Below are 26966 nucleotides of genomic sequence, written 5' to 3'. Positions count from 1 at the left end.
GAAGGGTGTCGCCGCGGTCGGTCGCGGCCGGCGGCGACGCAATGTGTCGGAATGTGTGGCGACCAGGAAGGCGTGAGCGTGGCGCACAAGGCGAGCGAAGAGATCGGGGCACGACCCGCCCGGGGTCGGCAGGGCCGGGTCCTTCGGCGGGCCGGGCTGGCGGTGTCCCTGGGGGTCACCGCACTGCTCGTCTCGGGCTGCTCGATCGACAATGTTTGGCTGCGGTTCGGTTGGCCGTCCGGTATCACCGAACAGGCCACCCGGATGCGCGAGCTGTGGACCTGGTCGGTCCTGGCCGCGCTGGTGATGGGTGTGCTGGTCTGGGGCCTGACTTTCTGGACCGTCGTGTTCCACCGCAAGAAGAAGAACTCGCCCGAGTTCCCGCGGCAGACCGGCTACAACGTCCCGCTGGAGCTGACCTACACCGCGATCCCGTTCGTGATCATCGCGGTCCTGTTCTACTTCACCGTGGTCGTGCAGAACTATGTGCACGAGAAGGTCCCGGACCCGGACGTGACGGTCGACGTGACCGCCTTCCAGTGGAACTGGAAGTTCGGTTACCGCGAGGTGGACTTCAAGGAAGGCTTCCAGTACGACGGCATCGACCGCGAGGTCGAGGCGATGAACCAGGAGCAGCTCGAGGACTACCGCGAGCGCACCAACGAAGAGGGACACCCGCAGCCGGGCCCGGTGCACGGCAAGCCGGAGAACGACATCCTCTCCTACCTGCACTACGACAAGATCGAGACCGTCGGCAGCACGACCGAGGTCCCGGTCCTGGTCCTGCCGACCGGTAAGACCATCGAGTTCCAGCTGGCCGCCGCCGATGTGATCCATGCCTTCTGGGTGCCGGAGTTCCTGTTCAAGCGCGACGTCATGCCGAACCCGAAGGAGAACAACTCCGACAACGTCTTCCAGATCTCCGGGATCGACAAGGAAGGCGCCTTCGTCGGCCGCTGCGCCGAGATGTGCGGCACCTACCATTCGATGATGAACTTCGAGATCCGCGTGGTGTCGCCGGACCGGTTCGTGGAGTACATCGAAGCGCGCGAGGCGGGCATGACCAACGGTCAGGCGCTCGAGGCGATCGGCGAATCGCCGGTGGCCACCTCGACCCACCCGTTCGACTCGAAGCGCGACATCAAGAGCGCTTCGGTGGCCGAGAGCAAGTGAGGGGACTGATCTGACATGAAGATCGAAGCAAGGATTTTCGAGCTTCTCACGCTGTTCTTTGTCCTGACAGCTGTCGTGTACGGCTTCTTCACCGCGAAGTCGCGCACCGGCGTGGAGTGGGCCGGCACCACCGCCATCGTGCTGACGGCGGGCCTGTCGCTGATCATCGGGACCTACTTCCGGTTCGTCGCCCGTCGCCTGGATCTGCGTCCGGAGGACTACGAGGACGCGGAGATCGTCGACGGCGCCGGAGATCTGGGCTTCTTCTCGCCCGGCAGCTTCTGGCCGATCACCCTGGCCGCCGCCGGTTCGGTGACCGCCCTGGGCCTGGCCTTCTTCCAGTTCTGGCTGATCGCCCTGGGTGTGCTGCTGGTGCTGGGTGCCGCCGCCGGCCTGGTGTTCGAGTACTACCTGGGACCGGAAAAGCACTGATCCCGGATTCCTACGCGGAAGGCCCCGACTCGATCGAGTCGGGGCCTTCCGCGTTTCCGGGGGCGAGATGTCCGGGGGGCCGAGCCGGTCCGTCAGTCCAGCACGCTGTAGCGAAGAGCGTGCTCGGAGCGGCAGATGTCGTCGATACCGGAGACGATATCCCGCAGCTGCGCCGAGGGCAGCGCAGTGGGCCGCAGCCGGCAGGTGAAGGTGATCAGCCCGTAGTCGGCGGCAGCGAGCCCGCGGGCGGCGGCCTCGGCGCGCAGATAAGGCGAGCGCACCCCATAGGTCATCGCGGAGATCACGGTGAAGCAGCCGGTGCGTTCCCGATGCCCGGAGAACAGGTCGTGCAGCCGGTAGAAGACGGTCGAGTAGTTCGCCAGCGGCGCGAAGACACCGACCCGGTAGGCGGGCCCCCGCTCCGAGGAGCTCATGACCGTATCGGCGAGATATTCGGCATCCCGGAGGGTCAGCACCTTCGGCGCGAACATCAGCGCGCCGGCGGCGGCGTTGCGGACCGGCATACCGGCGCGGCCGCCGGCGGCGGAGGCGATGGCGCCGAGCGACTTCCGGGTCCGGGCGCCGACCTCGCGCCGGGCGCGCAGGCCCCGGGTGGGGGTGGCCGGGTACAGGCTGGACCATTGGCCGAAGCGGACCGCACCGAGCTGGACCTGCCCGGTACCGACCGGCCGGGAGACCTTCAGCGGGGCGGTATCGACCCAGCGACCCACCTGCAGCACCGCCGTATCGGGTCCGGTGACCTCGGCGGTGGCGTGCTCGACGAACGAGTCGAAGTCGAGGAAGCGGCCCGAGGTGGAGGTCAGCCAGGTGCGTTCCTTGTCCACATCGACCACGTCGAGGGTGAGCGCGGTGATGATCCCGGCCCGGCCGCCGGCGCCGAGAATGCGATGGAACCGTTCGGTGTGATGAGACCTTCCGCAGGTGCCGATGCGGCCGTCCGGGTCGACGTATTCGAGGTCGACGACCTGGTCGATGAACATGCCGTAGCGGTGCGATGCGGTGCTGACCCCACCGACCGAGGCGAACCCGCCTGCGGTGATGTCGCGATGGTCGCCGACCACGGGCAGACCGAGCCCGTGCGCGCCGAGCCGGCGATCGATCTCGGACAGTTTGGCGCCGGCCTGCACCCGGACGGTGCGCCGACCCAGATTGATATCGAGCACCGAGTTCATCCGGCGCAGCGAGAGCACCGTCCGCTGGTCGGTGAGATCGAATCCGTCCTCCGGCAGCGGTCCGCCCCGGACGGTCAGGTGTTCGGCACGGTCACGCGAATCCCGGACGGTGCGAACGACATCGGCGGTGTCCCGGGGGAGATACTCTTCGGTGGAGACAGAATGCGGCGTGCCCATGGACTAGAAGCTAACCACAACGCGGCCTTCCGCACACCCGGTCCGTCTCACCCGGCCGCGGCTCAGAACTCCAAGCCCACCGCCGCGGCGGTCTCCGGATACCAGCGTGCGCACTCGGCGCGGATCGGCACCTCGGTGTGCAGCTGGCAGAGGACGCCGACCGCGCCCAGGAACGAGCGGACGACGGTGGTGTGCTCGGCGGGCAGAGTGAGCTGGCGCAGCACATTCGACAGCCGCAGATCGGTGACGAGCCGGACCTGTTCGTGCAGCCAGTCGGCAGTGAGCGGGTAGCGCGGGGTGCGCAGCGCATCCCGCAGCGGTTGCAGCCGGTCGGCGACCGAATCGATATCGCAGTCCCGGCCGGGGGCGACGAATCCGTGCCGGCGGATGGCGACCTCGAGCCGGTCGGTCGCCTCGGCGAGCATGGCGGCGCCGACCTCCTCGACCATCTCCAGATAGCCGGGCGGCCACGGCGTGCAGGCACCGAAATCGACGACACCGAGACGCCCGTCCGGCATCAGCAGGAAGTTCCCGGGGTGCGGGTCGCCGTAGACCAGCCCGGTCCGGGCGGGGGCCGACAGCAGGAACCGGGTGATCAGCAGGCCGAGCCGATCCCGCTCGGCGCGGGCGGGCCGGGGCAGCCTGCTCAGCGGTACGCCGTCGAGCCATTCGGTGATCAGCACATCGCCGTGCCGGGCCACTACCGCGGGCAGGGTGATATCCGGATCGTCGGCATAGGCGGCGACGAAAGCGTGCTGATTGGCCGCCTCCAGGGCGTAGTCGAGTTCGGCGGCCAGTTCGGTGCACAGGGCGTCGATCACCGCCCGGCTGTCCGCTCCGGGCAGCAGCGCGGCGAACAGCGGGGCCGCCCGGCGCAGCGCCCAGAGATCGGACCGCAACGCGCGGCGGGCACCGGGGTACATCAGTTTCACCGCGACCGGGCGGCCGTCGTGCCAGACGGCCCGGTGCACCTGGCCGACCGAGGCGGCCGCCGGATCGTGCTCGTCGAACGCACGGAACGAACGGCGCCAATCCGGGCCCAGCTCGTCGGCCAGGATCGCGTGCACCGCCGTCGGCAGCATGGCGGGGGCGGAGTCGTGCAAGCGGGCCAGCGCCGCGCGGTACGGAGCCGCCAGTTCCGGCGCCAGACCCGATTCCAGCAGGGCCAGCAGCTGACCCAGTTTGGCGACACAACCTTTGAGCTCACCGAGCACCTCGAACAGATGCTGGGCGGTGCGCGCCTGGATCTCGTGATCCACCTCGGCGCGCGGACGACCGGCGGCCCGGCGGACGCGGCCACCGATCCGGCGGCCCGCATAGGCCATCGGAACGCCCGCGAGCCGGGCAGTGCGGGCGACCGGCCCGGCGGGTGGGATTCCGGTGGCCGCCGGATCCCGGCGCGGTGTGAACGGCAGGACCCGAGCGCCGATTTCGCGGTCTGTCATATCACCTCGCTCATCCGGCGGGGCGTATCGGTTCGGCGGACGGGCGGTGCGGCGGCTCAGCCGGCCGCCGTGTCCGGGATCCGGGCGGCGTCGGCCGCGACCGGCTGCGGCTCCGAACCGGAGGGGACGCCCTTCTTCAGGCTGTGCGCATAGACATCGACGTATTCCTGGCCGCTGAGCTGCATCAGCTCGTACATCACCTCATCGGTGACGGCGCGCTCGACGAAGCGGTTGCCCGCCATGCCCTCGTACCGGGAGAAGTCGAGTGGGGCCCCGAATTTCACCGTGACCTTGTGCCGCCGCCAGCGGAACGGCCCGGGCGGGCTCACCCGATCGGTGCCGATCACGGCGACCGGAATCACCGGAACACCGGTCTCCAGGGCCAGCCGGGCCAGCCCGGTCTTGCCCTTGTACAGACGCCCGTCGGGGGAGCGGGTGCCTTCCGGGTACAGGCCGACCAGGCGGCCGTCGTCGAGCAGTGTGCGGGCGGCGTTGAGGGCGTCCTCCGCGGCCGAGGCGCCGCTGCGGTCGATCGGGTACTGACCGGTGCCGCTGAAGAAGAACTTCTGCAACCGGCCCTTGATGCCCGGCGTGGTGAAGTATTCGGCCTTCGCGAGGTAGTTGATCCGGCGCGGGCTCAGCAGCGGCGCGAACAGCCAGTCGGAGAAGGAGAGGTGGTTCCCGGCCAGAATCGCCGGGCCGTTTCCGGGAATGTGCTCGACGCCCTCGACGTCGGGGCGGTTGTACAAGTGGATGAAGGGTCCCACCAGTACGTACTTGAGCAGCCAGTAGAACATGGCGTCCTTACCCCCGAGCCTCGGGATCGTCGGCAACTACCTCGTCGATCAGCAACTTTACCGCTGGTCGTAGATCACAACAAAGCCGAGCCGGAGTGGTACGCCACACTCGGCGACGTGTCATCCCGCGGAGCGGCCGTTGTGCCGCGGGGCGGCCGAGGCGACGAGCGCCGCGCGGGCGAGTTCGGCGGCCCCGATCATGCCGGCGGCCTCGCCGAGCTGTGTGGTGCGCAGGCGGGCGAGCGGGCGGTGGCCGGCGCCGGTGACCGCGGCGGCGTAGTGCTCGCGGGCTTCGTCCAGGAACAACGGCGCCGAGCTGGAGACCCCGCCGGCGATCACGATCAGGTCCGGGTCGTACAGATCGGCGACGAAGGACAGGCCGAGCCCGAGCCAGCGCGCGAAATCGGCCATCACCCGCAGGGCGAGCGGATCACCATCGTGCGCCGCCCCGGCCACCCGGCGGCCGGTGAGCGACCCCGGATCGCGCAGCACGTCCCGGGCCAGCGCCGACTGCACCGGATCGGTGGCCAGCATCTCGATGGCGGTGTCGGCGAGCGCGGTGCCCGAGCAGTAGCGCTCCCAGCAGCCGTGTTTACCGCACGGGCAGGCCCGGCCGTCCGGGACCACCTGCACATGCCCGAGCTCCGGTGCGATGCCGTGGCTGCCGCGATACAGCTGTCCGTCGATCAGCAGCGCCGCACCGATTCCGGTGCCGATCGCCACCATCACCACGATGTGCCCGCCGGCGGCAGCACCGAACCGGTACTCGGCCATCCCGGCGGCATTGGCGTCGTGTTCCAGCAGCACGGGCAGGCCGAGCCGGTCGGTGAGGCGCTCGGCGACCGGTGCGTTCTGCCAGGGCAGGTGTGGGGCGAACCGGACGGTGGAGCGATCCCGGTCGACGAAGCCGGCCACCGCGAGGCCGACCGCCGCGACCGGATGCCGTTCGGCGAGTTCGCGCACGGCCCGGGCGATGCCGTCCTCCAGGGCCCGCTCCGCATGCGGGGTCGGCGCGGCGAGGGTGTCGAGCACCTCACCGGCGCCGTCGACCACCGAGGCGCGGATATTGGTGCCGCCGACATCGATGCCGACGGTCAGGGGAGCAGCGCCCGCGAAGGTCGGGTCGGCTCGATGGCGCGGTGCTGTCGATCCCGGTCGTGATCCGGTCATCCTCGGATGGTGACCGGAATATCGACATAACGCGAGCGCGGCGCGCGTGCCGCGTGTGAACGACCCGGTGCGGTGTCCGGTTCCGGTCGGGCAGCCGCACGGTGCCGCGGACCCGGTCGTTCCCCGGCGGCGGGCTGCGCCCCGGCGCCGGGGTCGCCGGTCGGCGCGGCGCGACGATCGGGATCGTGGGCTCGCATCGGCCCGGTCGCGTTCCCCCGGTGGCCGGACGGGGGAGTGTCGGGCGTCGCGGGGCGCGGGTACGTCGTGCCGTCCGGGGCCGTGTTCGAGGGGACAGTGCGCTGGGTCCCATCGGGGTGCGCGCCCCCGTACGGCGCTGCGGTGCCGGTCGACCGGGCCGTAGCGGTCGGGTCGGAATACGGGGTGCCGTTCGGTTCTGCCGTTGTCCGGTGTCGTGTCGCCGGGCCCGGCATCGCCGAGGCGCCGGTAGGCGCCCGATCGGGGCCGGAGAACTCGTGGGCCGCCGGGGCCGCGTGATCCATCCGGGGCGGCCGATCGGATGCGGAGGTTGCGGCGGCGGCCCGGAAGCCCGGCTCCGCTGCAGCGGAACCAGCAGGCGGGCTCGGTGGGGTCCACGGCGACCCGGACGGTGCGGTAGCGGGGCCGGCCGCACGGCTCGCGGCCGGTTGCTGCGGGGCGCGGGGCGGGACCGGGGGGCGGAACCCGCGGGTGCGGAAGGTGTCCTCGGGGGCGGGTGGATCGGCAGGCGTGGGCGGATCGGCCGGGGTGGGTGCCGCCGCGGACCATTCCGGTGGGTACACCGGCTCCACGGGCACACCGGCGAGCGCTTCCCGGAGCACGGTCACCATCGCGGTGCCGTGTTCGGCGAAGGTGGCGACGACGTCGTGGTGTTCGCCGCGGAGCAGCGCGACGGCGGCACAGACCGGGCACCAGCTGCAGCCTTCGGCCGTCGGGACGCCGTCGACCGCCGTCCGGCGCAGCACCGGTTCCACTCGTTCGAGCAGGATCTCGGCCAGCAGCCGCGCACCCTCGGCGAGCTCGGCGAGATCGTCGTGGTGGTCTCGCCGATCGCAGCCGGGCGGCGGGGTGTCGTGGTCCCGGCTCATCGCGACAGTTCTCCTTCTTCCGGCCACAGCTGCGGATCCGGCTGGAACCGCACGGTCAGCCGGCCGCGGTCGAGCTCGGCGCCGGCGACGGCACACCGGCGCAGCACCGGTGCGAGGGGAACGCGCCGCCGCACCCCATCGGCTCCCACCATCAGATCGTCCTCCACTCGCCCCAGGCGCAGCGTCGCCGGATCGACCACCGGCAGCGGCATGCGCAATGCGTACACCGAGTCGACCCCGGTGCCCGACTCCCATACAACCACCGGGGCACCGGAATCCGCATCGCGAAGCGGCGCGTCCGGCGCCGGCACGACCAGCTCGTCCACCGCGTACGAGAAAGCCGCGAGGGGATTCACCCCGACCGGTTCGGTCCCGGTATGGGTGGCGACCAGCACCGGAACGCCGTCGAGCTCGGCACGCAGCCGGGCGACCACATCGAGCTGTTCGGCCCGCCGATTGCAGTACCAGTGCACCGCCGGATGCGGTGATTCGCCCGCCGGGGGGACGGCGGGCAGCACCTTGTTCACCACCACCGCATCCAGGCGCAGCCCCAGCAGTGCCGCGGCCGAACGCACCCGGCGGGCTTCGGCGACGGCCACCTGCTCCGGGCCGGTCACCAGGCGGGCGCGGGTGCGCGCCGGGTCCTGCAGCAGGTCCCGGACCCGGGTGACCGCGGTGACGATCTTGTCCACGGTGGCGGCGAGGACCGCTTTACGCAGATCGGTCCCGATCGCGCTCATGGTGCGCGCATGCCGCGGCCACACCCGTTCGAGATAGCCGAGCAGGGTGTCCGGCGCCGTCACGATGCGCAGCATGTCCGCCGACGGCGGGCAGTCCAGCACGATCACATCCCAGTCGTCGGCGCCGGCGTAGTCGGCGATCTCGACCAGCATCAACAGTTCCTGTACCCCGGGCAGTCCGGTCAGCTCCGCCGGATCCAGTGCGCCCAGTTCGACACCGTGCTCGTGGCCGCCCTGCCCGAGCAGGCGCACCACCTCGGCGAACCGGTCCTCCAGCAGGGCCAGCGAGTCGATCTCGATCACCTCGAGACCGGGCAGCACCCGGGCGGTGCCGGTCACCGTGCCGGGGTCGTGCGGAAAACGGAACCCCAGCGCGTCGCCGAGCGAATGCGCCTGATCCAGCGAGGCGACCAGGACTCGCTGTCCGGCCCGCGCATAGGACATGCCCGAGGCGCAGGCCAGGGTGGTCTTCCCGACACCGCCCTTGCCGACGAACAATTCGATCCGGGTTCCCGGCGCCGGGTCGCCGTTCGACGGCCGGCGCCGCGCCCGGCTCAGGGCTCCACCCGCTTCTTCAGTTCCTCGAGCGCGGTGTCGGTGATGACCTTCTCGGCCTTGCGTTTGAACATGCCGATCATCGGAATGGTCAGGTCCACGGTGAGCTCGTACACCACCTCGGTCCGGCCGCCCGGCAGCTCGGTCAGCCGATAGGACCCGTCCTGGGCCTTCTGCAGGTCGCCGCTGAGCAGCCGCCACGATACCGAGCGGTCGTCATCACCCCAGGTGTAGGCGAGCACGTAGGTGTCCTTGACGACCCCGGCGTCCAGGACGAACCGTGCGGTCCGGGCCCGCCCGGCGGCATCGCGGTCGAGGATCTCGACCGATTTCGCTGCCGCCACCCACTGCGGATACGCCTCCAGGTCGGCGATGACCCGCATCACCTGAGCTGCCGGCGCCTCGATGACGATGGATCGCTGGGTTCGGTCGGCCATGGTGGGCTACTTTCCCCCGGCCGGTGCGACTCCGGCCGGTCGGCCGGCCTCGAGCCGCGCCTTGAGCTCGAACGACATGGTCTTACCGGCCACCCGGCGGGCGCGATCGACGGCGGCGAGCTGCCGGGGCGACAGCCCGGTGTCGCGGGGTTCGGCGTGCAGGAAGTAATGCAGGATCACGCCGTCGGCCACCGCCTCCAGCCAGACCTCCATGGTGCCGGTGAGCGGCCCGGAGACGGTCCAGCGCACCCCGGCGGGGCCGCGATCCTCCCGCACCCCGAGAGTGAGATCGGGCCACCAGCGCCGCCAGTTGGCCGGGGCGCTCAGCAGCGGTGCGATCGCCTCACCCGGCGCGGCGACGAAGGTCTGGTCTGCGACCTGGATACTGCTCACGGCCGCCAAGCGTAGTGGATCGCGCCACAACGGCGGCCATGCGCACACACCGGCGGGGCGCTCAAGACGCCGCCGGCGGGGCGATCCGGCACAGCTGCTGCAGGCGGGCGCCGCGCTGCCGCCAGTCCCACTCCTGCTGGACCCACTGCCGGCCCGCCGCACCCATCGTGGCCGCGGCGTCCGGATCGGCCAGCAGCTGTACCAGCGCCGAGGCGATCTCGGTGACCGACCGGCCGTCGACGACCCGGCCCGTCTCGCCCTCGCGGACGGTTTCCGGAGCGCCGCCGGACCGGCCCGCCAGCACCGGTACGCCGGTCGCCGAAGCTTCCAGGTAGACGATGCCGAGACCTTCCACGTCCAGCCCGGCGCCGCGGGTCCGGCACGGCATGGCGAAGACATCCGCGATGGTGTGGTGGGCCGCCAGTTCATCGGACGGCACCCGTCCGATGAACCGCACGCAGTCGAGCACCCCGGCCGCCTCGGCGAGTGCCCGGAGCCGCACTTCGTACGGTCCACCGCCGGCGACCACCAGTACCGCGCCGTCGATGTGTTCGCGGATCTCCCGCATCGCCACGATCAGCATGTCCTGGCCCTTCCGCGGCACCAGCCGGGACAGGCACAGAATGGTGGGCCGATCGCCCAAGCCGTACCGGGTGCGCAGTTCCGCGCGGGCGGCCGGGTCCGGCCGGAACTCGTCCGGGTCGACGGCAGGGGGCAGATACTCCAGCGCCGCATCCGGTCCGAACGCCGCGGCGAACCGGCGCCGGGTGTACTCGCTCACATAGGTCACCACATCGGTGTGGTCGCCGATCCGGCGCAGCGCCTGTCGCCCGCCCGGCACCATCGACCAGCCCACCTCGTGTCCGTGGGTGCTGGCCAGGATGCGTTCGGCCCCGGCTCGGCGCAGGGTGGGCGCGAGCAGCGCCAGCGGGGCGGCGGCACCGAACCACACGGTGTCGCAATCGTGTTCCCGCAGCAGCCGGCGAGCACGGCGGGCCACTGCCGGGGTGGGCAGCATCAGCGTCGTCGGATGCCGGACCACCTGATATTTCTGTGCGGCGTCGAACTTCTCGTGGCTGTCGCCCTTCCACCGCGGTGCGTAGACGACCAGGTCGTCCGGGGGCAGCTGATTCGACAGTGCCTGCAGATAGGACTGGATTCCGCCCGGCCGCGGCGGGAAATCATTGGTCACCAGCAGAGTTCGGGCCATGACACCAACCTAACGGTTTCCGTGGGCGGGGGTGGTCACCGGGCGGCCTCGGTGAGGGTGCGCTGCCAGTCGGCGACCAGCCGGCTCCGGTCGATTCCGAGGACTGTCGACAGCGCCGCCGACAGGGCGCCCGGATCGGCGGGGGCGCCGGCCAGCATCCGATACAGCGCGACGAGCCGGTCGGTACCGAATCGCCCGGCGACGAACGCGCATACCGACCAGGCGGATTCGTACGCGTAGGCCGCGTCCGGCCCGGCGAAGTCGGCATCGGCGGGTGGTCCGGCCGGCAGCGTTCCGGCCCGGACCCGTGCGATCAGGGTCGGGGCGGCGTCGGCGACGGACGGGGCGAGCTGTGCTGTGGGCCCGGCAGGGCCGGGCGCAGCATGGGCGACGAAATCGGCGAAGCCCTCCACCAGCCAGAGCGGCGCGTCGTCGTGGGTCTGTGCCCGGGTGGCGACGTGGGTGAGTTCATGGCGCAGCAGCATGCCGAGACCGTCGGAGCCCAGCCGCCGCCCGGTCTCGGGGCCGAACACCACCCGTTGCCGGTCGGGCCGGGTACCGGGGGCGAACGGCTCGGTGACGGTGACGGCGGCGACGTCGGCCCGCAATGGTGTCCGGCTGCCACTGAGTTCGGTGAATTCGGCGGCCGACCCGGCGACGACGATGGCCGGGGCACGATTCCAGTCCCCGTCCCAGATATCGTCGACGGCCGCGATAGCCGGTCCGAGCTGGTCGGCGAGGATCGACAGTTCGTCCCGGTGCTCCGGATGCGTCAGCAGCCGGGCCGGTGCCCTCGCGCCGGTGTCGATGGACCGTTCCAGCACCGGCCCGTACTGTCCGAGCAGCCGGCGCAGGCCGGGGTGCCCGGTCGGGTAGGGCCGGGCAGCGACGGTATCCGGCGGGCCGATGGCGGCTGCCGGGGCAGTGGCGGCCGCCGGGGCGGTCCCGGACCGCGGAAAGAACAGCAGGGCACCGGCCACCGCGGTGAGGGTGAGCAGGGCGGCGACCGTGACGATGAACTGCAGCCGCCGCCGGGGGACACCGACCCGGCCGTGCTGCCGGCCGGCCCGGCGATGTTCCGGTGCCTGGTGCTCGGTCAATAGCGTCGCGCCGAATGGAACGGCGTCGACCCCATCGGGGCGACGGCCACCGGGACGCCGAAAGTCGAGGCGTGCAGCATCAGCCCGTCGCCGGCATAGATGCCGACATGCGAGATGTCCGGGTAGAAGAACACCACGTCGCCGGGCTGCAGGTCGTCCTGCCCGACGGGTGTGCCGAAGGCCGCCTGCTGGGAACTGGTCCGGGGCACCTGCATGCCGACCTGGGCGAAGGCCCACTGCACCAGGCCGGAGCAATCGAAGGCATCCGGTCCGGTGGCGCCCCAGACATAGGGGTCCCCGATCCGGGTCATCCCGGCGGCCAGGGCGCTGGTCCCGCTGCCGGGCACCAGATCGCGCAACAGCGAATCCCGGTCGAAGCCCGGCGGGAACGGTGAACCGGCCAGCGCAGTGCGGTCCTGGGCGGACAATTGTCCCCAGGCCTCGATCACCGAGGTCACCGCGCCGGAGAGTTCGTTCTGTTTGCGCTCCACCTCGCGGCGGATCTCGGCGGCGGCGTCGGCAGCGTCGCGGGCGGCGTCGGCGGCCTTCCGGGCGGCCGTTTCGGCGGCGGTGGCGGCCGCCGAGACCCGGCCGAACTCCGCCATCTGCTCACCGGTCTGCTGGGCCAGCACATTGAGGACCGACTGCTGGTCGAGCAGTTGTTGCGGGGATCGGCTGGCCAGCACCGCGAACATCCGGTCGGTCCGGGCGCCGGTGTAGGCGGCGATGACGGTGCGATCGACCATCGGCTGGAAGGCATCCGCCGCGGCGCGGGCCGCGGTGACGGCCGCGGTGCGCTCGGCGAGGGCGGCCTCGGCCGCATGCTGTTCGGCCAGTTTCGTGTCCAGGTCGGCCTGCGCGTCCAGCGCCTGCTGGTTGAGGCGCTCGGACTGGCGGGACAGATCGATCAGCTGCTGGACGGCATCGGTGGCATTCGTGGGCATCGCGGCCGGGTCTGCCGTCGCCGGGCCCGTGCCGCAGACCGTGCAGGCCAGTACGGTCGCCACCAGTGGTGCACCGAGCAGTCGCATGATCCGCGTCCTGCGATGGTCAACCGTCACAAGCCTGCCTGTTCTCGTGGTGGATGCGCTGGATATCGAGCTGTGTCTGCCGGGCCCGCGTGCCGGGCGGCACGAAAAGGTCTCGATCAGATTACGGAACGGCTTCGGTTGCTGTCCAGTGCCCGTACCGTTCCGGCCGTACAGACGATTCGACGCCCCGCGGTGGTTGCGCGGGGCGTCGGACCGGGTGGATCAGTAGCGGCGGGCGCCGGCGAAGGGCATCGACGAGATCGGTGCGACGTGCACCGGGCTGCCGGCTGTCGCGGCGTGCACGACGTTGCCGTCACCGGCGTACAGGCCGGAGTGGCCGCCGCCGTAGAAGGAGACCATATCGCCGGGCTGGAGCTGGTCGATCGACACCGGGGTGCCCGCGGCGAGCTGGGCGCCGCTGGTGCGCGGCAGCTCCCGGCCGGCCTGCCGGTAGGACCACTGCACCAGGCCCGAGCAGTCGAAGGCGTTCGGTCCGGCGGCGCCGTAGACGTACGGCGAGCCGACCTTGCTGAGCGCGAAGTCCAGGGCGACCTCGCCGAGGGTGCGGGTCGGGGCGACGAACGGCGGCGGGGCGCCGGCGCCCGGGGTCTCGATGCCCGGGATGCCCGCGGGGATCGGGATCTCGTTCGGAACCTCGAAGGTGCCCACCCCGGGGATGGTCACCGGCTGGGCCGAGGCGGGGGCAGCCGGGAGCAGGAACGCGCCGATGGTGGCAGCGCCGACGGCTCCGGCCGCAACGGCACGCTGCGCCTGTCGCTTGACGGTGTTGGTCGCCATGATGCGGGTACTTCCAATCTGCCCCACGGCGCCACATCCGTGTGACGCGGCGGACTGCGCTGTACCGGGCCGGGCGGCTCGGCGGACTCCGTGAGGTCTCGAAAAGGTTACGAAGATGTCACAGGTGTTTGTAAAGCCGCGTGCCGTCGGCGGGTTGTGTGGATCGGAAACACTCGCGTTCAGCTGCGAGGTGCCTCACACCGATAACGAAACGGTTACGGAGGCTTGTCGGATGGTGGTCCGGTCGCCTCGGTTCCGGCGTGTCGGCAGCTCGTTCACCTGCTGTCATTCGCCCCATGAATCATCGAAGAACGAGGTGAACCCTCCCTGCCGCGCGGTAGGTGGACGCTCGTCCGGGAGTTGCACCCGCCCGGGCGCGGCACCCGGCTGGTCCGCCCGAAGCGTCGAATCCACCCACCCGCCCACTTCCGCCCGGTAATGCACGGCAAGCGATTGTGTGATCCGCGCCTCGATCCACCCTGCAGCCGCCGCATAGCGAGGTCCGTAGCGAGTCACGGTCACCGAATCACCCGCGCCGTAGCACCCACGCCACTGCACGAGCTCTCATCCACGCCGCGCCACCCTGGCCGACAACCCGACGTCCAGGACTTCTCCGGACCATCCGAGCGAGCGGTCACCGCGAGCTCGCAGCATGCCTCCGAAGATCCCACCCCGACCCGAAGCCCGGGCATCGCGCAGCCGGGGGAGCTCTGGTGGCGGTATCGCCCGAGTAGCTACCACCACCACAGCTCCCGCACCGGAAACTCGGGGGCCGCGAACAGCGACGCCGGAAGCGGCGCCATCGGACCCTGTCGGACCCTGTCGTTAGTTTGCGCGGGTGTCTTCATCCGGGGCCGGTGCGCGGCAGTTGGCGTTCGATCAGCTCGATGCTCCGCTCTACGACACCACGTTCGTCGTGGTGGACCTCGAGACCACCGGGACCAGTCCGGAGGGGGATGCGATCACCGAGATCGGTGCGGTGAAGGTGCGGGGCGGTGAGGTGCTGGGGGAGTTCGGGACGCTGGTCGATCCGGGGCGCGACATTCCGCCGGCGGTCGTCCGGGTCACCGGGATCACGACGGCGATGGTGGTCGCTGCGCCGCGGATCGAGGCGGTGTTGCCGGGGTTTCTCGAGTTCGCGGCGGGGGCGGTACTGGTGGCGCACAATGCCCGGTTCGACATCGCCTTCCTGAAGGCAGCGGCGCAGCGGTGTGAATTGGCCTGGCCGGCGCCGCAGGTGCTGTGCACGGTGAAACTGGCTCGCCGGGTGCTGACCCGGGACGAGACGCCGTCGCATCGGCTGGGTGTGCTGGCCCGGGTGCTGGGGGCCGGGACGACGCCGACCCACCGGGCGCTCGACGATGCCCGGGCGACGGTGGATGTCCTGCATGCGTTGATCGCCCGGGTCGGGAATCAGGGGGTGCACAGCCTGCCGGAGTTGCTCGACTATCTCCCCGGGGTGACCGGGCGGCAACGAGCCAAACGAGTGCTGGCGGCGGATCTGCCTGCCCAGCCCGGGGTCTACCTTTTCCGCGGCCCGTCCGACGAGGTCCTCTATATCGGGACGGCGGTGAACCTGCGCCGGCGGGTGCGGACCTACTTCACCGGGTCGGAGACGCGGGGCCGGATGAAGGAGATGGTGGCGCTGGCCACCCGGGTGGACCATGTGGTGTGCGCACACGGTCTGGAGGCGGGGGTGCGGGAACTGCGGTTACTTGCGGCCCACGCGCCGCCGTACAACCGGCGATCCAAATTTCCGCGCCGGGGCTGGTGGCTGACGTTGACCGATGAACCGTTCCCGCGATTCGCGGTGGTGCGGGAGCCGGCGCGGGATGCGCTCGGGCCGTTCCGGGCGCGGGCCGATGCGGTCGACACCGGGTTGGTGGTGGCCGAGTACTGCGGTCTGCGCACCTGTACGCCCCGATTGTCGCGGACGGCGCGGCACGAATGCCCGCCGGCGGTGGTGGGTGGCTGCCCGGCGGCTCGGCCCGGTGGGACGGGTGGTGCGGAGTATGCGCCGACGGCGGCTGCGGTTCGTGCGTTGTTCGCCGGAACGGATGACGCGCCGATCCGCGCCATGCTGGACCGGATCGACGGGTTCGCCGCGGCGGAACAGTTCGAGGGGGCAGCCCGGCTGCGGGATCGGACGGTGGCGTTGCTGCGCGCCCTGCACCGGATGCAGCGTCTCGCCGCGCTGGCCCGGATTCCGGAACTGATCGCGGCCGGGCCGGACGGCGCCGGCGGATGGGAGTTCGCGGTGATCCGGTACGGCCGGCTGGCCGCCGCGGGTACCGCGGTGCGCGGTGTGGCGCCGATGCCGGTGGTCGATCGGCTGGTGGCCGCGGCGGAAACCGTGCTGCCCGATCTCGGTGATCCGGTGCTGCCGGATTCCGGGGACGCGGTCGTCCCGGATACGGGTCCGCCGCTGCGGGGCGCGCCGCCGGAAGAGGTGGGATTGCTGGTGCGATGGCTGGCGCGGCCCGGCGTGCGCATCGTCCGTACCGATATCGGGTATGCCGAGCCGCGGTGTGCGGCCGCCCGGTGGTCCGGCTGGCTGGATCGCGCCGATGCCGCCGCCCGGGAGCGGACACCGGAACAGGCGTACCTCGAGGCACTCGGTTGACGGCGCCGGCTCGCTAGGCTGACCGCATGATTACTGCGATCGTGATGATTCAGGCCGACAGCGGCCGCATCCCCGAGACCGCGCAGGCCGTCGCCGATACGCCGGGCGTCACCGAGGTGTACTCGTGTGCCGGTGACATCGACCTGATCGCGGTGGTGAAAGTGCGTGAGTTCGAGCAGATCGCCGAAGTGGTGACGCACCGGATCGACAAGGTGCCGGGGGTGCTGGCCACCACCACCCACATCGCCTTCAAGTCGTATGCCAGTGCAGAGGTGGAAGCCGGGTTCTCGCTGGGCGAGTGACCGCCGCTGCGGCCGCCGCAATCCCGCGGCGGCCGGTTCAGCGGTCGTCGAGGGTGCCGGTCAGGGTGGCCCAGTTGGTGAGCAGGCGGGTGGCTGCGCCCGAATCGATCGCCGTGGCGGCGCGGATCAGGCCGTCGCGGAGTGCGGCGTCCAGGTCCAGGTCGACACCGCCCTGGCCGCGGGACAGGTCGTAGGCGACGATCGCCGCGGCCGAGTTGAGCAGCACGGCGTCCCGGACGGGGCCGGTGTCACCGGCGAAGACTGCGCGCGCCACTTCGGCGTTGTGTTCCGCATCGCCGCCGCGCAGCGCGTCCAGTTCGGCGCGTTCGATCCCCAGCCGGTCCGGATCGATGACGGTCTGCCGGATCTCGCCGCCGGAGACGATCCAGACATCGGTGAGATCGCAGGTGGTGATCTCGTCGAGCCCGTCCCGCCCGCGTACCACCAGCGCGCTCGCCTGCCGTTCCGCGAATACCCCGGCGATCACCGGTGCCAGGTCGGCGAAAGCGCAGCCGATCAGCCCGGCCCGCGGCTGCGCCGGATTGGTCAGCGGTCCCAGCACGTTGAACACGGTCGGGATCCCGATCTCCTTGCGCGCCGGACCGGCGAACCGAAGGGCGGGATGGAACAGCGGCGCGAAACAGAAGCCGATGCCGGCCTCCTGTACCGAACGCGCCACCGATTCGGGGCCCAGGGCGAGGCGGATGCCGAGGGCCTCGAGGACGTCGGCGCCGCCGCTCTTCGAGGAGGCGGCCCGGTTGCCGTGTTTGACCACGGGGATCCCGGCCGCGGCGACCACCACCGACGACATGGTGGAGATGTTCACCGAGCCGGATCGGTCGCCGCCGGTGCCGACGATGTCGACGGCGTCACCGTCGACGTGCACGAGGCGGGCGTGGCCGAGCATGCCCGCGGCCAGGCCGGTCAGTTCGGCGGGCGTCGGGCCCTTGATCTTCATCGCGACGCCGAAGGCGGCGATCTGGGCCGAGGTGGCGTTGTCGGTGAAGATCTCGTCGATCACCCACGCGGTGTCGTCCGCGGCCAGGTCGCCGCCGTCGGCGAGGGTTCCCAGGATCTGGGGCCAGCTGCGCACGCTCATTCGTCACTTCTCCCGTCGCCCACCGATTCCGCGCACCGGTCTGTCCGTTGCCAGGCAGCGTAGTTCATCGTGCTCCGGGGCCCGAGTCCTCACCGGGGTGGTTGCAGCGCGTCCCAGCCGTCGGCGACGCCGTCGTGGCGTTGGGCCAGGCCGGTCATCCGGGAGCGTTCCTGGGAACAGTGCAGCGGATCGAGCTGCTGGACCCGTTGCAGCCGCAGCGGCACGAGCCCGCCCGCCAGTTCCGACGCCGGCGGTCCGGCCGGGGCGTACCCGTCCTGGGCGGCGATCTCGCAGACCTCGGTCAGCCGGTCGGCGGGGATACGCAGATGGTGGCGCAACACCGCGGGGGCCTCGCGGTCCAGGCCGGTGGCCCGGTCCAGGGCCGCCGAGCAGGCTTCGGCGTCGTCGAAGCATTCGGCGACGACCACCAGATCGGTGCGCGCCGGATCGAGGGCGGCAGATCCGCCCCGTCCGGTGAGCCGCCGCCACATCCGCACCACCACCATGTCCGCCTCCCGGGTCTCAGGTTCTGCTTATCCAAGCGTGTCATCCTGGTACGGATCACGCCGCCCCGCCGGTGCCGATCACCCGCCCGCGGAGGTCTTCGCAGGTCATCGTGGTGCCGCGGCGGGCATCGGGCGGTGTTGCGGCACAACACGCCGAAGGTCCCCGCAGACCCCGTCTGTACGTGGGTTTTCCGACTCCCGGGCACGAGTTTCGTACCCGGGTACCGGTGTCGTACTACGAAGAGTCATACTTACCCCGTGACGACCGCAGTAGGGACCCCAGGATCGGCCATTACTCAGCGAGTGCATTCGCTGAACCGGCCCAACATGGTCAGCGTCGGAACCATCATCTGGCTGTCGAGCGAGCTGATGTTCTTCGCCGGCCTCTTCGCCATGTACTTCGTCGCCCGTGCGCAGGCCACCGAGTGGCCGCCGGAGCCGACGCATCTGAACATGACACTCGCCGTGCCGGTCACCGCGGTGCTGATCGCCTCGTCGTTCACCTGCCAGATGGGCGTGTTCGCGGCCGAGAAGGGTGATGTGTTCGGCCTGCGCCGCTGGTACATGGTGACCCTCGCGATGGGCACCTTCTTCGTGCTCGGCCAGGGCTACGAGTACTGGGCGCTCGCCCACGAAGGCACCACCATCGCCGGCAGCTCGTACGGTTCGGTGTTCTTCATCACCACCGGCTTCCACGGTCTGCACGTCATCGGTGGTCTGATCGCCTTCGTATTCCTGCTCGTGCGCACCACGCTGAGCAAGTTCACGCCGGCCCAGGCGACCGCGGCGATCGTGGTGTCCTACTACTGGCATTTCGTCGACATCGTCTGGATCGGGCTGTTCGCCACGATCTACTTCGTCCGTTAGCCGGACGCCCCCAGCATTTGCACAAGTCGGTTCCGTCTACTCCAAAGGGACACAGATGAGTTCATCTCCCCCGTCAGCCCCAGAGCCCGCCGGCCCCGGTCACGGCCAGGCTGCCAGGACACGCAAGCAGCGTCGGGTGCGCCGCCGGATCGCGGGCGGTCTCGCGTTGCTGGTGGGTCTGGTCGGAGCCGGCTTCCTGGCGACCGCCCTCACCCCGGAGGCGCAGGTCGCGACCGCACGTGAGGATCAGTCGGCGCTGATCCGCGAGGGCAAGCAGCTGTACGAGACCTCCTGCATCACCTGTCACGGCGCCAACCTGCAGGGCGTGCCCGATCGCGGGCCCAGCCTGGTCGGCGTCGGTGAAGCCGCGGTCTACTTCCAGGTGTCGTCCGGCCGGATGCCGATGGTGCGCAACGAGGCGCAGGCGCAGCGCAAGCCGCCGAAGTTCGACGCCCACCAGACCGACGCGCTCAGCGCATACGTCGCCGCCAACGGCGGTGGCCCCACGGTCGTCCGCGACGCGAACGGTGAGATCGCCCAGGAGTCCCTGCGGGGCGACGACATCGGCCGCGGTTCGGAACTGTTCCGGATGAACTGCGCGTCCTGCCACAACTTCACCGGCCGCGGTGGCGCCTTGTCCAGCGGTAAGTTCGCGCCGATCCTGGACCCGGCCAATGAGCAGCAGGTCTACACCGCCATGCTCACCGGCCCGCAGAACATGCCGAAGTTCTCCGACCGGCAGCTGACTCCGGAGGAGAAGAGCGACATCATCGCCTACGTGATGAACGCCCGCGAAGAGGCGAACCCGGGCGGCTGGGGTCTCGGTGGCTTCGGTCCCGCCACCGAGGGCCTGGTGATCTGGGTCATCGGCATCACCGCGACGGTCGGCGCCGCGATGTGGATCGGATCCCGGTCATGAGTGAGAAGGAGCCAAACGACATGGGTCGGGAACCGACCGAAGACGAACTGGACGCGATGACCCGCGACGAGCTGGTCGAGCGCGGTACCAAGGGCGACGATGTCGATGTCGTCTACCGCGGTGAGCGCTGGCCGGTCCCGGGCACCCGGGCGGAGAAGCGCGCCGAGCGTCAGGTGACGATGTGGTTCGCCATCTCGGGGCTCGCCGCCGCCGCACTGATCGGCGTGTTCCTGTTCTGGCCCTGGGAGTTCAAGGGCAAGAACGAGGACGGGCACGCTGCGTACGCGCTGTTCACCCCGCTGGTGGGTCTCACCTTCGGTATCTCGGTGCTGGTCATCGGTATCGCCGCGGTGCTGATCCGGAAGAAGTTCATCCCGAACGAGATCTCGGTGCAGCAGCGGCACGACGGGCCCTCGCCCGAGTCGGCCCGCCGGGAACTGGCCGCGGAACTGCAGGACGCCCTGGAGACCTCCACCCTGGGCCGTCGCAAGATGATGCTGGGCACCGCGGGTGCCGGCGTCGGCGTGCTGGGTATCGGTGCCGCGCTGGTGTTCATCGGCGGCATGATCAAGAACCCGTGGGCCAAGGGCGACAAGTCGCCGCTGTGGGTGTCCGGCTGGACCCCAGACTACGAGGGCGAAACCATCTACCTGCGGCGTGACACCGGTCGCCCGGAGGACATCGTGCTGGTCCGTCCGGAAGACCTGGACGCGGGTGGCATGGAGACGGTGTTCCCGTGGAAGGAGAAGTGGCGCGGGGATTCGCACGCGACCCTGCAGTCGCTGCGCGGCATCCGTAACTCGGTCATGCTGATCCGGCTGCGGCCCGCCGACGCTGCGAGTGCGATCAAGCGCAAGGGCCAGGAGAGCTTCAACTTCGGCGACTACTACGCCTACTCGAAGATCTGCACCCACCTCGGCTGCCCGACCTCGCTGTTCGAGCAGCAGACCAACCGGATCCTGTGCCCCTGCCACCAGTCGCAGTTCTCCGCGACCGAATGGGGTAAGCCGATCTTCGGTCCGGCCGCCCGGGCACTTCCGCAGCTGCCGATCACCGTCAACTCCGAGGGCTTCCTGGTCGCCAACGGCGACTTCATCGAGCCGCTCGGACCGGCCTTCTGGGAGCGTCGCTCATGAGTCCTTCTGTCGCAGCCCAAGCAAACGAGATGGACGAGCGGTATCGTGCCGCGGCGTTCGTGAAACGGTCGATCAACAAGGTCTTCCCGACCCACTGGTCGTTCCTGCTCGGTGAGATCGCGCTGTACAGCTTCATCATCTTGTTGCTGTCGGGTGTCTACCTCACGCTGTTCTTCGATCCGTCGCTGGCGCACGTCGTCTACGACGGTGCCTACCAGCCGCTGCGTGGTGTGGGCATGTCCCGCGCCTACGAGACCGCCCTGGAGATCTCCTTCGAGGTGCGCGGTGGCCTGTTCGTGCGCCAGGTGCACCACTGGGCGGCGCTGCTGTTCGCGGCGTCGATCATCGTCCACCTGTTCCGCATCTTCTTCACCGGTGCGTTCCGCAAGCCGCGTGAGGCGAACTGGGTCATCGGCTCGCTGCTGCTGATCCTGGCGATGTTCGAGGGCTTCTTCGGGTACTCGCTGCCCGACGATCTGCTCTCCGGTACCGGTCTGCGCGCCGCGTTCTCCGGCATCACCATCTCCATTCCGGTGATCGGCACCTGGATGCACTGGCTGATCTTCGCCGGCGACTTCCCGGGCGAGATCATCATCCCGCGCCTGTATGTCGCACACGTGCTGCTGCTGCCCGGCATCATCCTGGCGCTGATCGGTGCGCACGTCGCGCTGGTCTGGTACCAGAAGCACACCCAGTTCCCCGGCCCCGGCCGCACCGAGAACAACGTGGTGGGCGCGCGGATCGTGCCGGTGTTCGCCGCCGACCAGGGCGCGTTCTTCGCCTTCACCCTCGGCATCGTCGGCCTGATGGGTGGTCTGCTGCAGATCAACCCGATCTGGAACCTGGGCCCGTACAACCCGTCGCAGGTGTCCGCCGGTTCACAGCCGGACTTCTACATGATGTGGACCGACGGTATGGCGCGCCTGATGCCGCCGTGGGAGATCTACATCGGCAACTACACCGTTCCGGCGGTGTTCTGGGTGGCCCTGGTGATGGGCCTGGTGTTCACCGTGCTGATCGCCTACCCGTGGATCGAGAAGCGGCTGACCGGTGACCACACCGCGCACCACAACCTGCTGCAGCGTCCGCGCGACGTGCCGGTCCGCACCGCGATCGGCGCCATGGCCATCACCTTCTACGTGGTCCTGACGCTGTCGTGTGTCAACGACATCATCGCGTACAAGTTCGACATCTCGCTGAACGCGACCACCTGGATCGGCCGGATCGGCCTGCTGCTCGGCCCGCCGCTGGCGTACTTCATCACCTACCGGTTCTGCCTCGGCCTGCAGCGCAGCGACCGGGCAGTGCTCGAGCACGGCATCGAGACCGGTGTGATCAAGCGGCTGCCGCACGGTGAGTACATCGAGGTGCACCAGCCGCTGGGCCCGGTCGACGACCACGGCCACCCGATCCCGCTGGAGTACCAGGGTGCGGCGGTGCCGAAGAAGATGAACCGCCTCGGCTCGGCCGGCCGCCCGGGTACCGGCAGCTTCATGCGGGCCGACCCGAAGTCGGAGTCCGACGAGCACTTCGCGATCGAGCACGCCGAGGAGCACAAGATGCTCGAAGCGCTGTCGAAGGTGCAGGAAGAGGCATCCAGCGGTTCGAAGGAACACTGAGCCGCACAGAAGTAGGGCCCCGAGTCATCCGACTCGGGGCCCTACTTTTTCCGGTGCGGGAGCTGTGGTGGCGGCCGCTGCCGGGCGTTTCCGCCACCACAGCTCTCTCGGCCGTCAGCGCAGCATTTCGGCCACCAGGAAGGCCAGTTCCAGGGATTGCTGGGTGTTCAGGCGGGGGTCGCAGGCGGTTTCGTAGCGGCTTTCCAGGTCCAGGTCGGAGATGTCCTGGGCGCCGCCCAGGCATTCGGTGACGTTTTCGCCGGTGAGTTCGATGTGCAGGCCGCCGGGGTGGGTGCCGAGGCCGTGGTGCACCTCGAAGAAGCCCTGGACCTCGTCGACCACGCGGTCGAAGTGGCGGGTTTTGAAGCCGGTGGAGGACTCGTGGGTGTTGCCGTGCATCGGGTCGCACTGCCAGATCACCTGATGCCCGGTGGCCTGCACCTTCTCCACGATGGGGGGCAGCACGTCGCGTACCTTGGTGTTGCCCATCCGGGACACGATGGTCAGCCGACCCGGTTCGTTGTTGGGATCGAGGCGCTCCACGTACTCGACCGCCTGGTCCGGCGTGGTGCCGGGGCCGATCTTGAGGCCGATCGGGTTGGCGAGCAGTTCGGCGAAGGCGATATGGGCGCCGTCGAGCTGGCGGGTCCGTTCGCCGATCCAGAGGAAATGCGCGGACAGGTCGTAGAGCAGCGGCTCACCGGAGGCGCTCTCGCTGAGCCGCAGCATCGCCCGCTCGTAGTCCAGCACCAGCGCTTCGTGGCTGGCGTAGATCCGGGCGGACTGCAGGCTCGGGTCGTTGACCCGGCAGGCCGACATGAACCGCAGGCCGCGATCGATCTCCTCGGCGAGGGCCTCGTACCGGGCACCGGCCGGCGACTGCGCCACGAAGTCGCGGTTCCAGTCGTGCACGCGGTGCAGGTCGGCCATTCCGGCGCCGGTCAGTGCCCGCACCAGGTTCATCGCCGCGCTGGCGTTGGCGTAGGCGCGGACGAGCCGCGACGGGTCGTGCGCGCGCAGCTCCTCGTCCGCCACCAGCGAGTTGACCATGTCCCCCCGATAGGACTTCAATCCGAGCGCATCGGTATCGGAGGACCGCGGCTTGGCGTACTGGCCCGCGATCCGCGCCACCTTCACCACCGGCAGACTGGCGCCGTAGGTCAGCACCACCGCCATCTGCAGCAGGGTGCGGATGTTGCCGCGGATATGCGGCTCGGTGTTGTCGGCGAACGTCTCGGCGCAGTCGCCGCCCTGCATGAGGAAGGCCTCACCGCGCGCGACCTCGGCGAGCTGTCCCTTGAGCTCCTCGATCTCGGCGGGCACGCAGATCGGCGGCACGCTTTCGAGGACGGTGCGCATTTTCGCGGCCGGCTCGGGATCCCACGACGGCTGCTGCAAGGCCGGCCGCGCCAGCGCGTCGTCGAGACGCTTGCGCAGATCGGGCGGCAGCGGCGGGAGTTCCGGCAGGCTATCGATGGGTACGTCGACGGTCCAGTTCACCAGTTCAGAATACGTACCCGGTGGTCGGTGCGGGTACCCGGTGGCCGCACGCCGCGCCGTCCCCGTAGGGTGAACCGTTGGCTTTGAGTTGGTGACCTGCTGTGCGACGGCGACCGGCTGCGAGATGGCGACGACGTCCCGCTCCGCCGTGACGTATGTCCGCTACGACCCTGGAGAGAGGCGATCTCGCTGCGCTACTTTTACGATACGGAGTTCGTCGAGGACGGTCTGACGATCGACCTGATCTCGATCGGCGTCGCCTGTGAGGACGGCCGCGAATACTATGCGGTGTCCACCGAGTTCGATGCGGAGCGGGCCGGGGCGTGGGTGCGCAAACACGTGCTGCCGCAGCTGCCACCGCAGGATTCGCCGCTGTGGCGGACGCGGGCGCAGATTCGCGACGACCTGCTGAAGTTCTTCCTGCCGCGCCCGGGGATCCAGCCGGAACTGTGGGCGTGGGTCGCCGCCTACGACCATGTGGCGCTGTGCCAGCTGTGGGGTGACATGCCCGCACTGCCGCAGGCGCTGCCGCGATTCACCCACGAACTCAAGCAGCACTGGGAGGCCGCCGGGCGCCCCGATCTGCCGCCGGTGCCGGACAATGCGCACGATGCGCTCGCCGATGCCCGGCACAATCTGGCCAAGTTCGAGGCGATCGAGAACGCGCGGCGGACCGCGGCCGCTCGCTGAGGCGGCCGCAGCCGGCGGACCGTCAGATCGGCAGTGCGTTGATCGTGACCGTGCTGCCCGGTTCGACATTGGCGCCGATGCCCGGTGCCTGGCCGATCACATGCCCGGAATCGCTGCTGATCAGCTGCTTGACCTCCACCTGCAGACCGAGCTCCTGAAGGATTTCGCGGGCATCGCTGACCTTCTTGCCGATCAGCGACGGCACCTTCACCGCATTGGACACCAGCAGGGTTACGCTGTCACCGGTCTGCACAGTGGTGCCGACCTCCGGGTCGGTGCCGATCGCATCGCCGCCCACCACCTCGGAATCGAACCGGGTACTGGTGCTGCGCACGGTCAGCCCCGCCTTCTCCAGCGCCGCCACGGCGTTCTCCTCGGTCTTGCCGCGCACGTCCGGGACGTTCACCGGTTCCGAACCGTTGCTCCGGAACACCTGCACATGTGCCCCCATCGGCAGCACCGTCCCGGGCGCCGGATCAACCCGGGCGACCGTGCCCTCCGGCGCGGTGCTGGACGTCTCACCGGCATCCACCGGCTGCAGCCCGGCCTCTCGGATGGCGTCCGACACCTCCTCGAACGAACTGCCGGCCGTCACCTCCGGAACCCGGGGATTGCCGCTGGAGATCAACACCGCGACCCGGCTGCCCTTCGGCACCTTGGAACCCGCCGAGGGATCCGAACCCACAACCCCGCCCACCGGGACGGTATCGGACGGCTTGGACCGCATCTCGGTCTCGAAACCGGCCTCCGCCAGCATGCTCACGGCGGTGTCGGAATCCTTACCGGCGATATCGGGTACCGGCGCGTAGCGGCCCACCCCCAGCCACCAGCCGCCCACACCCACCACCAGGGTGAGCACCACGACCGCGGCCGCCCAGATCAACCCGGTGCGGCGGGCGTTCTCCGGCTCCGGGGCATACGGCGGGGCCGCCGCCCGGGTCGCCGTGTACTCCTCGGCGCGCCCACGCGGCGCGGTCACCATCTTCGTGTGCTGCTGCACCGCCGGTCCCGGTGGCGGTGTCGCCGGCGGTGCCTGTGGTGGAGCAGGTGGCGGGGGCGGGGGCGCTGCCGGTGCGGCCCGGTAGGCTTCGCTGAGATGCTCGGCGGAATCACGCGGCGCCGGCACCCGGTACGGGGGCAGCTGGAGGAGCTGCGCGATGGAATTCAGCTCGAACGCCATCTCGTCGGCGTCGGCGAACCGCTGCTCCGGATCGCGGGCCGTGGCCCGCGCGACCAGCGCATCGAACTCGGGTGGCACCCCCGCGATGAACGAACTCGGCGGCGGAACATCGTTCTCGACCCGCTGGTACGCCACCGACAGCGAGGTGTCACCGGAGAAGGGCACCTGCCCGGTCAGCAGCTCGAAGACCAGCACCCCGAACGAGTACACATCGCTGCGGGCATCCGCGGAACCGGTGGTCACCTGCTCCGGCGAAAGATATGCGGCGGTGCCCAGGATCACACTCGCCGAGGTGGTGTTCGCCGCCGCCACCGCACGCACCAGGCCGAAATCGGCGATCTTCACCTCACCGGCATCGGAGATCAGGACGTTCTCCGGTTTGATGTCGCGATGCACCAGACCGGCCGAATGGGCCACGCCGATGGCCCGCAACAGTGGTTCGGCCACCGCCCGCACCGCATGCGGCGGCATCGGGCCGCGCTCCCGCAGCAGTTCGCGCAGCGTGCCGCCCTCGACCAGCTCCATGGTCAGGAACGGGTAGTCGCCGTCGACGCCCTGGTCGTAGACCTCCACCAGCGACGGATGTTTGAGCTTGGCGACGGCGCGCGCCTCGAATTCGAAGCGGGTCAGGAACTGCGGGTCCCCGGCGAACTTCGGATCCATCACCTTGATCGCGACCGGACGGTCCAGCCGGGTGTCGGTACCTCGGAACACCATCGACATTCCGCCCCGGGCGATCGGGGCGTCGATCCGGTAGCGCCCTTCCAGCATCTGGCCGATCAAGTGATG

General features: G+C 70.1%; 25 protein-coding genes. 9 read left to right on the top strand and 16 right to left on the bottom strand.

From position 1 onward, the window contains the following. Nucleotides 1-51 precede the first annotated feature (51 nt). On the top strand, nucleotides 52-1173 hold the full coding sequence (gene ctaC / locus AC1HFH_RS18870; protein WP_480244111.1) for an aa3-type cytochrome oxidase subunit II: 1122 nt from the start codon (nucleotides 52-54) through the stop codon (nucleotides 1171-1173). Nucleotides 1174-1188: 15 nt separating this feature from the next. Beyond that, a complete protein-coding gene (locus AC1HFH_RS18865) occupies nucleotides 1189-1605 on the top strand; it encodes a cytochrome c oxidase subunit 4 (protein ID WP_480244110.1) in 417 nt (138 codons plus the stop codon). Between the two features lie 92 nt (nucleotides 1606-1697). Here AC1HFH_RS18865 and AC1HFH_RS18860 read toward each other — a convergent pair whose 3' ends face one another. The 12 genes from AC1HFH_RS18860 to AC1HFH_RS18805 all read right to left on the bottom strand — a co-directional run bounded on the left by AC1HFH_RS18860 (nucleotide 1698) and on the right by AC1HFH_RS18805 (nucleotide 13736). Continuing rightward, on the bottom strand, nucleotides 1698-2975 hold the full coding sequence (locus AC1HFH_RS18860) for an FAD-binding oxidoreductase (RefSeq protein WP_480244109.1): 1278 nt from the start codon (nucleotides 2973-2975) through the stop codon (nucleotides 1698-1700). Nucleotides 2976-3037: 62 nt separating this feature from the next. Beyond that, nucleotides 3038-4420 carry an ABC1 kinase family protein gene (locus AC1HFH_RS18855; RefSeq protein WP_480244108.1) on the bottom strand — a complete coding sequence of 461 codons (1383 nt, stop codon included), beginning with the start codon at nucleotides 4418-4420 and terminating at the stop codon, nucleotides 3038-3040. A 56-nt stretch (nucleotides 4421-4476) separates the two neighbouring features. Then, entirely contained in the window at nucleotides 4477-5217 is a 741-nt protein-coding gene (locus AC1HFH_RS18850; RefSeq protein ID WP_480247898.1) for a lysophospholipid acyltransferase family protein, read from the bottom strand. Between the two features lie 120 nt (nucleotides 5218-5337). After that, nucleotides 5338-6387, bottom strand: a complete 1050-nt coding sequence (locus AC1HFH_RS18845) for an ROK family protein (protein WP_480244107.1) — start codon at nucleotides 6385-6387, stop codon at nucleotides 5338-5340. After that, nucleotides 6384-7472 carry a hypothetical protein gene (locus AC1HFH_RS18840; RefSeq protein ID WP_480244106.1) on the bottom strand — a complete coding sequence of 363 codons (1089 nt, stop codon included), beginning with the start codon at nucleotides 7470-7472 and terminating at the stop codon, nucleotides 6384-6386. Before AC1HFH_RS18840 ends, AC1HFH_RS18845 begins: the two co-directional genes overlap by 4 nt. Beyond that, nucleotides 7469-8710, bottom strand: coding sequence for an ArsA family ATPase (locus AC1HFH_RS18835; protein WP_480244105.1), 1242 nt, complete (start codon nucleotides 8708-8710; stop codon nucleotides 7469-7471). Before AC1HFH_RS18835 ends, AC1HFH_RS18840 begins: the two co-directional genes overlap by 4 nt. Nucleotides 8711-8766: 56 nt before the next feature. Then, nucleotides 8767-9204, bottom strand: coding sequence for an SRPBCC family protein (locus AC1HFH_RS18830; RefSeq protein ID WP_480244104.1), 438 nt, complete (start codon nucleotides 9202-9204; stop codon nucleotides 8767-8769). 6 nt (nucleotides 9205-9210) lie between these two features. Beyond that, complete coding sequence (locus tag AC1HFH_RS18825; protein WP_480244103.1) at nucleotides 9211-9597, bottom strand: polyketide cyclase / dehydrase and lipid transport; 387 nt, start codon at nucleotides 9595-9597, stop codon at nucleotides 9211-9213. Nucleotides 9598-9658: 61 nt separating this feature from the next. After that, a complete protein-coding gene (locus AC1HFH_RS18820) occupies nucleotides 9659-10807 on the bottom strand; it encodes a glycosyltransferase family 4 protein (protein WP_480244102.1) in 1149 nt (382 codons plus the stop codon). Between the two features lie 35 nt (nucleotides 10808-10842). Beyond that, the gene (locus tag AC1HFH_RS18815) at nucleotides 10843-11907 is read right to left on the bottom strand and encodes a hypothetical protein (RefSeq protein ID WP_480244101.1); all 1065 of its coding nucleotides are present in this window, start codon (nucleotides 11905-11907) and stop codon (nucleotides 10843-10845) included. After that, nucleotides 11904-12938 carry an NlpC/P60 family protein gene (locus tag AC1HFH_RS18810; RefSeq protein ID WP_480244100.1) on the bottom strand — a complete coding sequence of 345 codons (1035 nt, stop codon included), beginning with the start codon at nucleotides 12936-12938 and terminating at the stop codon, nucleotides 11904-11906. Before AC1HFH_RS18810 ends, AC1HFH_RS18815 begins: the two co-directional genes overlap by 4 nt. A gap of 222 nt (nucleotides 12939-13160) precedes the next feature. Further along, the gene (locus AC1HFH_RS18805; RefSeq protein WP_480244099.1) at nucleotides 13161-13736 is read right to left on the bottom strand and encodes a C40 family peptidase; all 576 of its coding nucleotides are present in this window, start codon (nucleotides 13734-13736) and stop codon (nucleotides 13161-13163) included. 838 nt (nucleotides 13737-14574) lie between these two features. Here AC1HFH_RS18805 and AC1HFH_RS18800 point away from each other — a divergent pair. Both AC1HFH_RS18800 and AC1HFH_RS18795 read left to right on the top strand, forming a co-directional pair. After that, on the top strand, nucleotides 14575-16359 hold the full coding sequence (locus AC1HFH_RS18800; RefSeq protein WP_480244098.1) for a DEDD exonuclease domain-containing protein: 1785 nt from the start codon (nucleotides 14575-14577) through the stop codon (nucleotides 16357-16359). 26 nt (nucleotides 16360-16385) lie between these two features. Next, entirely contained in the window at nucleotides 16386-16661 is a 276-nt protein-coding gene (locus AC1HFH_RS18795) for an Lrp/AsnC family transcriptional regulator (protein ID WP_480244097.1), read from the top strand. Between the two features lie 37 nt (nucleotides 16662-16698). Here the strand turns inward: AC1HFH_RS18795 and trpD are convergent, their stop codons facing one another. Both trpD and AC1HFH_RS18785 read right to left on the bottom strand, forming a co-directional pair. Next, on the bottom strand, nucleotides 16699-17760 hold the full coding sequence (gene trpD / locus AC1HFH_RS18790) for an anthranilate phosphoribosyltransferase (protein WP_480244096.1): 1062 nt from the start codon (nucleotides 17758-17760) through the stop codon (nucleotides 16699-16701). An 89-nt stretch (nucleotides 17761-17849) separates the two neighbouring features. Next, nucleotides 17850-18266, bottom strand: a complete 417-nt coding sequence (locus tag AC1HFH_RS18785; RefSeq protein WP_480244095.1) for a hypothetical protein — start codon at nucleotides 18264-18266, stop codon at nucleotides 17850-17852. A gap of 258 nt (nucleotides 18267-18524) precedes the next feature. Here AC1HFH_RS18785 and ctaE point away from each other — a divergent pair, with 258 nt between their 5' ends. From ctaE to qcrB, 4 genes are read left to right on the top strand one after another with little or no spacing between them, the layout of a single operon-like run. Then, complete coding sequence (gene ctaE, locus AC1HFH_RS18780; protein WP_480244094.1) at nucleotides 18525-19133, top strand: aa3-type cytochrome oxidase subunit III; 609 nt, start codon at nucleotides 18525-18527, stop codon at nucleotides 19131-19133. A 55-nt stretch (nucleotides 19134-19188) separates the two neighbouring features. Then, a complete protein-coding gene (gene qcrC, locus AC1HFH_RS18775; RefSeq protein ID WP_480244093.1) occupies nucleotides 19189-20052 on the top strand; it encodes a cytochrome bc1 complex diheme cytochrome c subunit in 864 nt (287 codons plus the stop codon). A gap of 20 nt (nucleotides 20053-20072) precedes the next feature. Continuing rightward, nucleotides 20073-21188: a cytochrome bc1 complex Rieske iron-sulfur subunit gene (qcrA, locus tag AC1HFH_RS18770; RefSeq protein WP_480244092.1), complete on the top strand. Its 1116-nt coding sequence runs from the start codon at nucleotides 20073-20075 to the stop codon at nucleotides 21186-21188. Continuing rightward, complete coding sequence (gene qcrB / locus AC1HFH_RS18765) at nucleotides 21185-22807, top strand: cytochrome bc1 complex cytochrome b subunit (protein ID WP_480244091.1); 1623 nt, start codon at nucleotides 21185-21187, stop codon at nucleotides 22805-22807. The genes qcrA and qcrB overlap by 4 nt, the downstream gene beginning before the upstream one ends. Nucleotides 22808-22921: 114 nt before the next feature. Here qcrB and AC1HFH_RS18760 read toward each other — a convergent pair whose 3' ends face one another. After that, a complete protein-coding gene (locus AC1HFH_RS18760; protein ID WP_480244090.1) occupies nucleotides 22922-24307 on the bottom strand; it encodes a class II 3-deoxy-7-phosphoheptulonate synthase in 1386 nt (461 codons plus the stop codon). A 189-nt stretch (nucleotides 24308-24496) separates the two neighbouring features. Between AC1HFH_RS18760 and AC1HFH_RS18755 the strand changes: the two genes are divergently transcribed. Further along, the gene (locus tag AC1HFH_RS18755; protein WP_480247897.1) at nucleotides 24497-24997 is read left to right on the top strand and encodes a polyadenylate-specific 3'-exoribonuclease AS; all 501 of its coding nucleotides are present in this window, start codon (nucleotides 24497-24499) and stop codon (nucleotides 24995-24997) included. 22 nt (nucleotides 24998-25019) lie between these two features. Here AC1HFH_RS18755 and pknB read toward each other — a convergent pair whose 3' ends face one another. Next, a complete protein-coding gene (gene pknB / locus AC1HFH_RS18750) occupies nucleotides 25020-26948 on the bottom strand; it encodes a Stk1 family PASTA domain-containing Ser/Thr kinase (protein WP_480247896.1) in 1929 nt (642 codons plus the stop codon). Nucleotides 26949-26966 lie beyond the last annotated feature (18 nt).

This window comes from Nocardia sp. KT25-26 (genome assembly GCF_056627695.1).
Note: the sequence above shows the minus strand (reverse complement) of the source record. Positions and strands in the feature narration are given on the sequence as shown.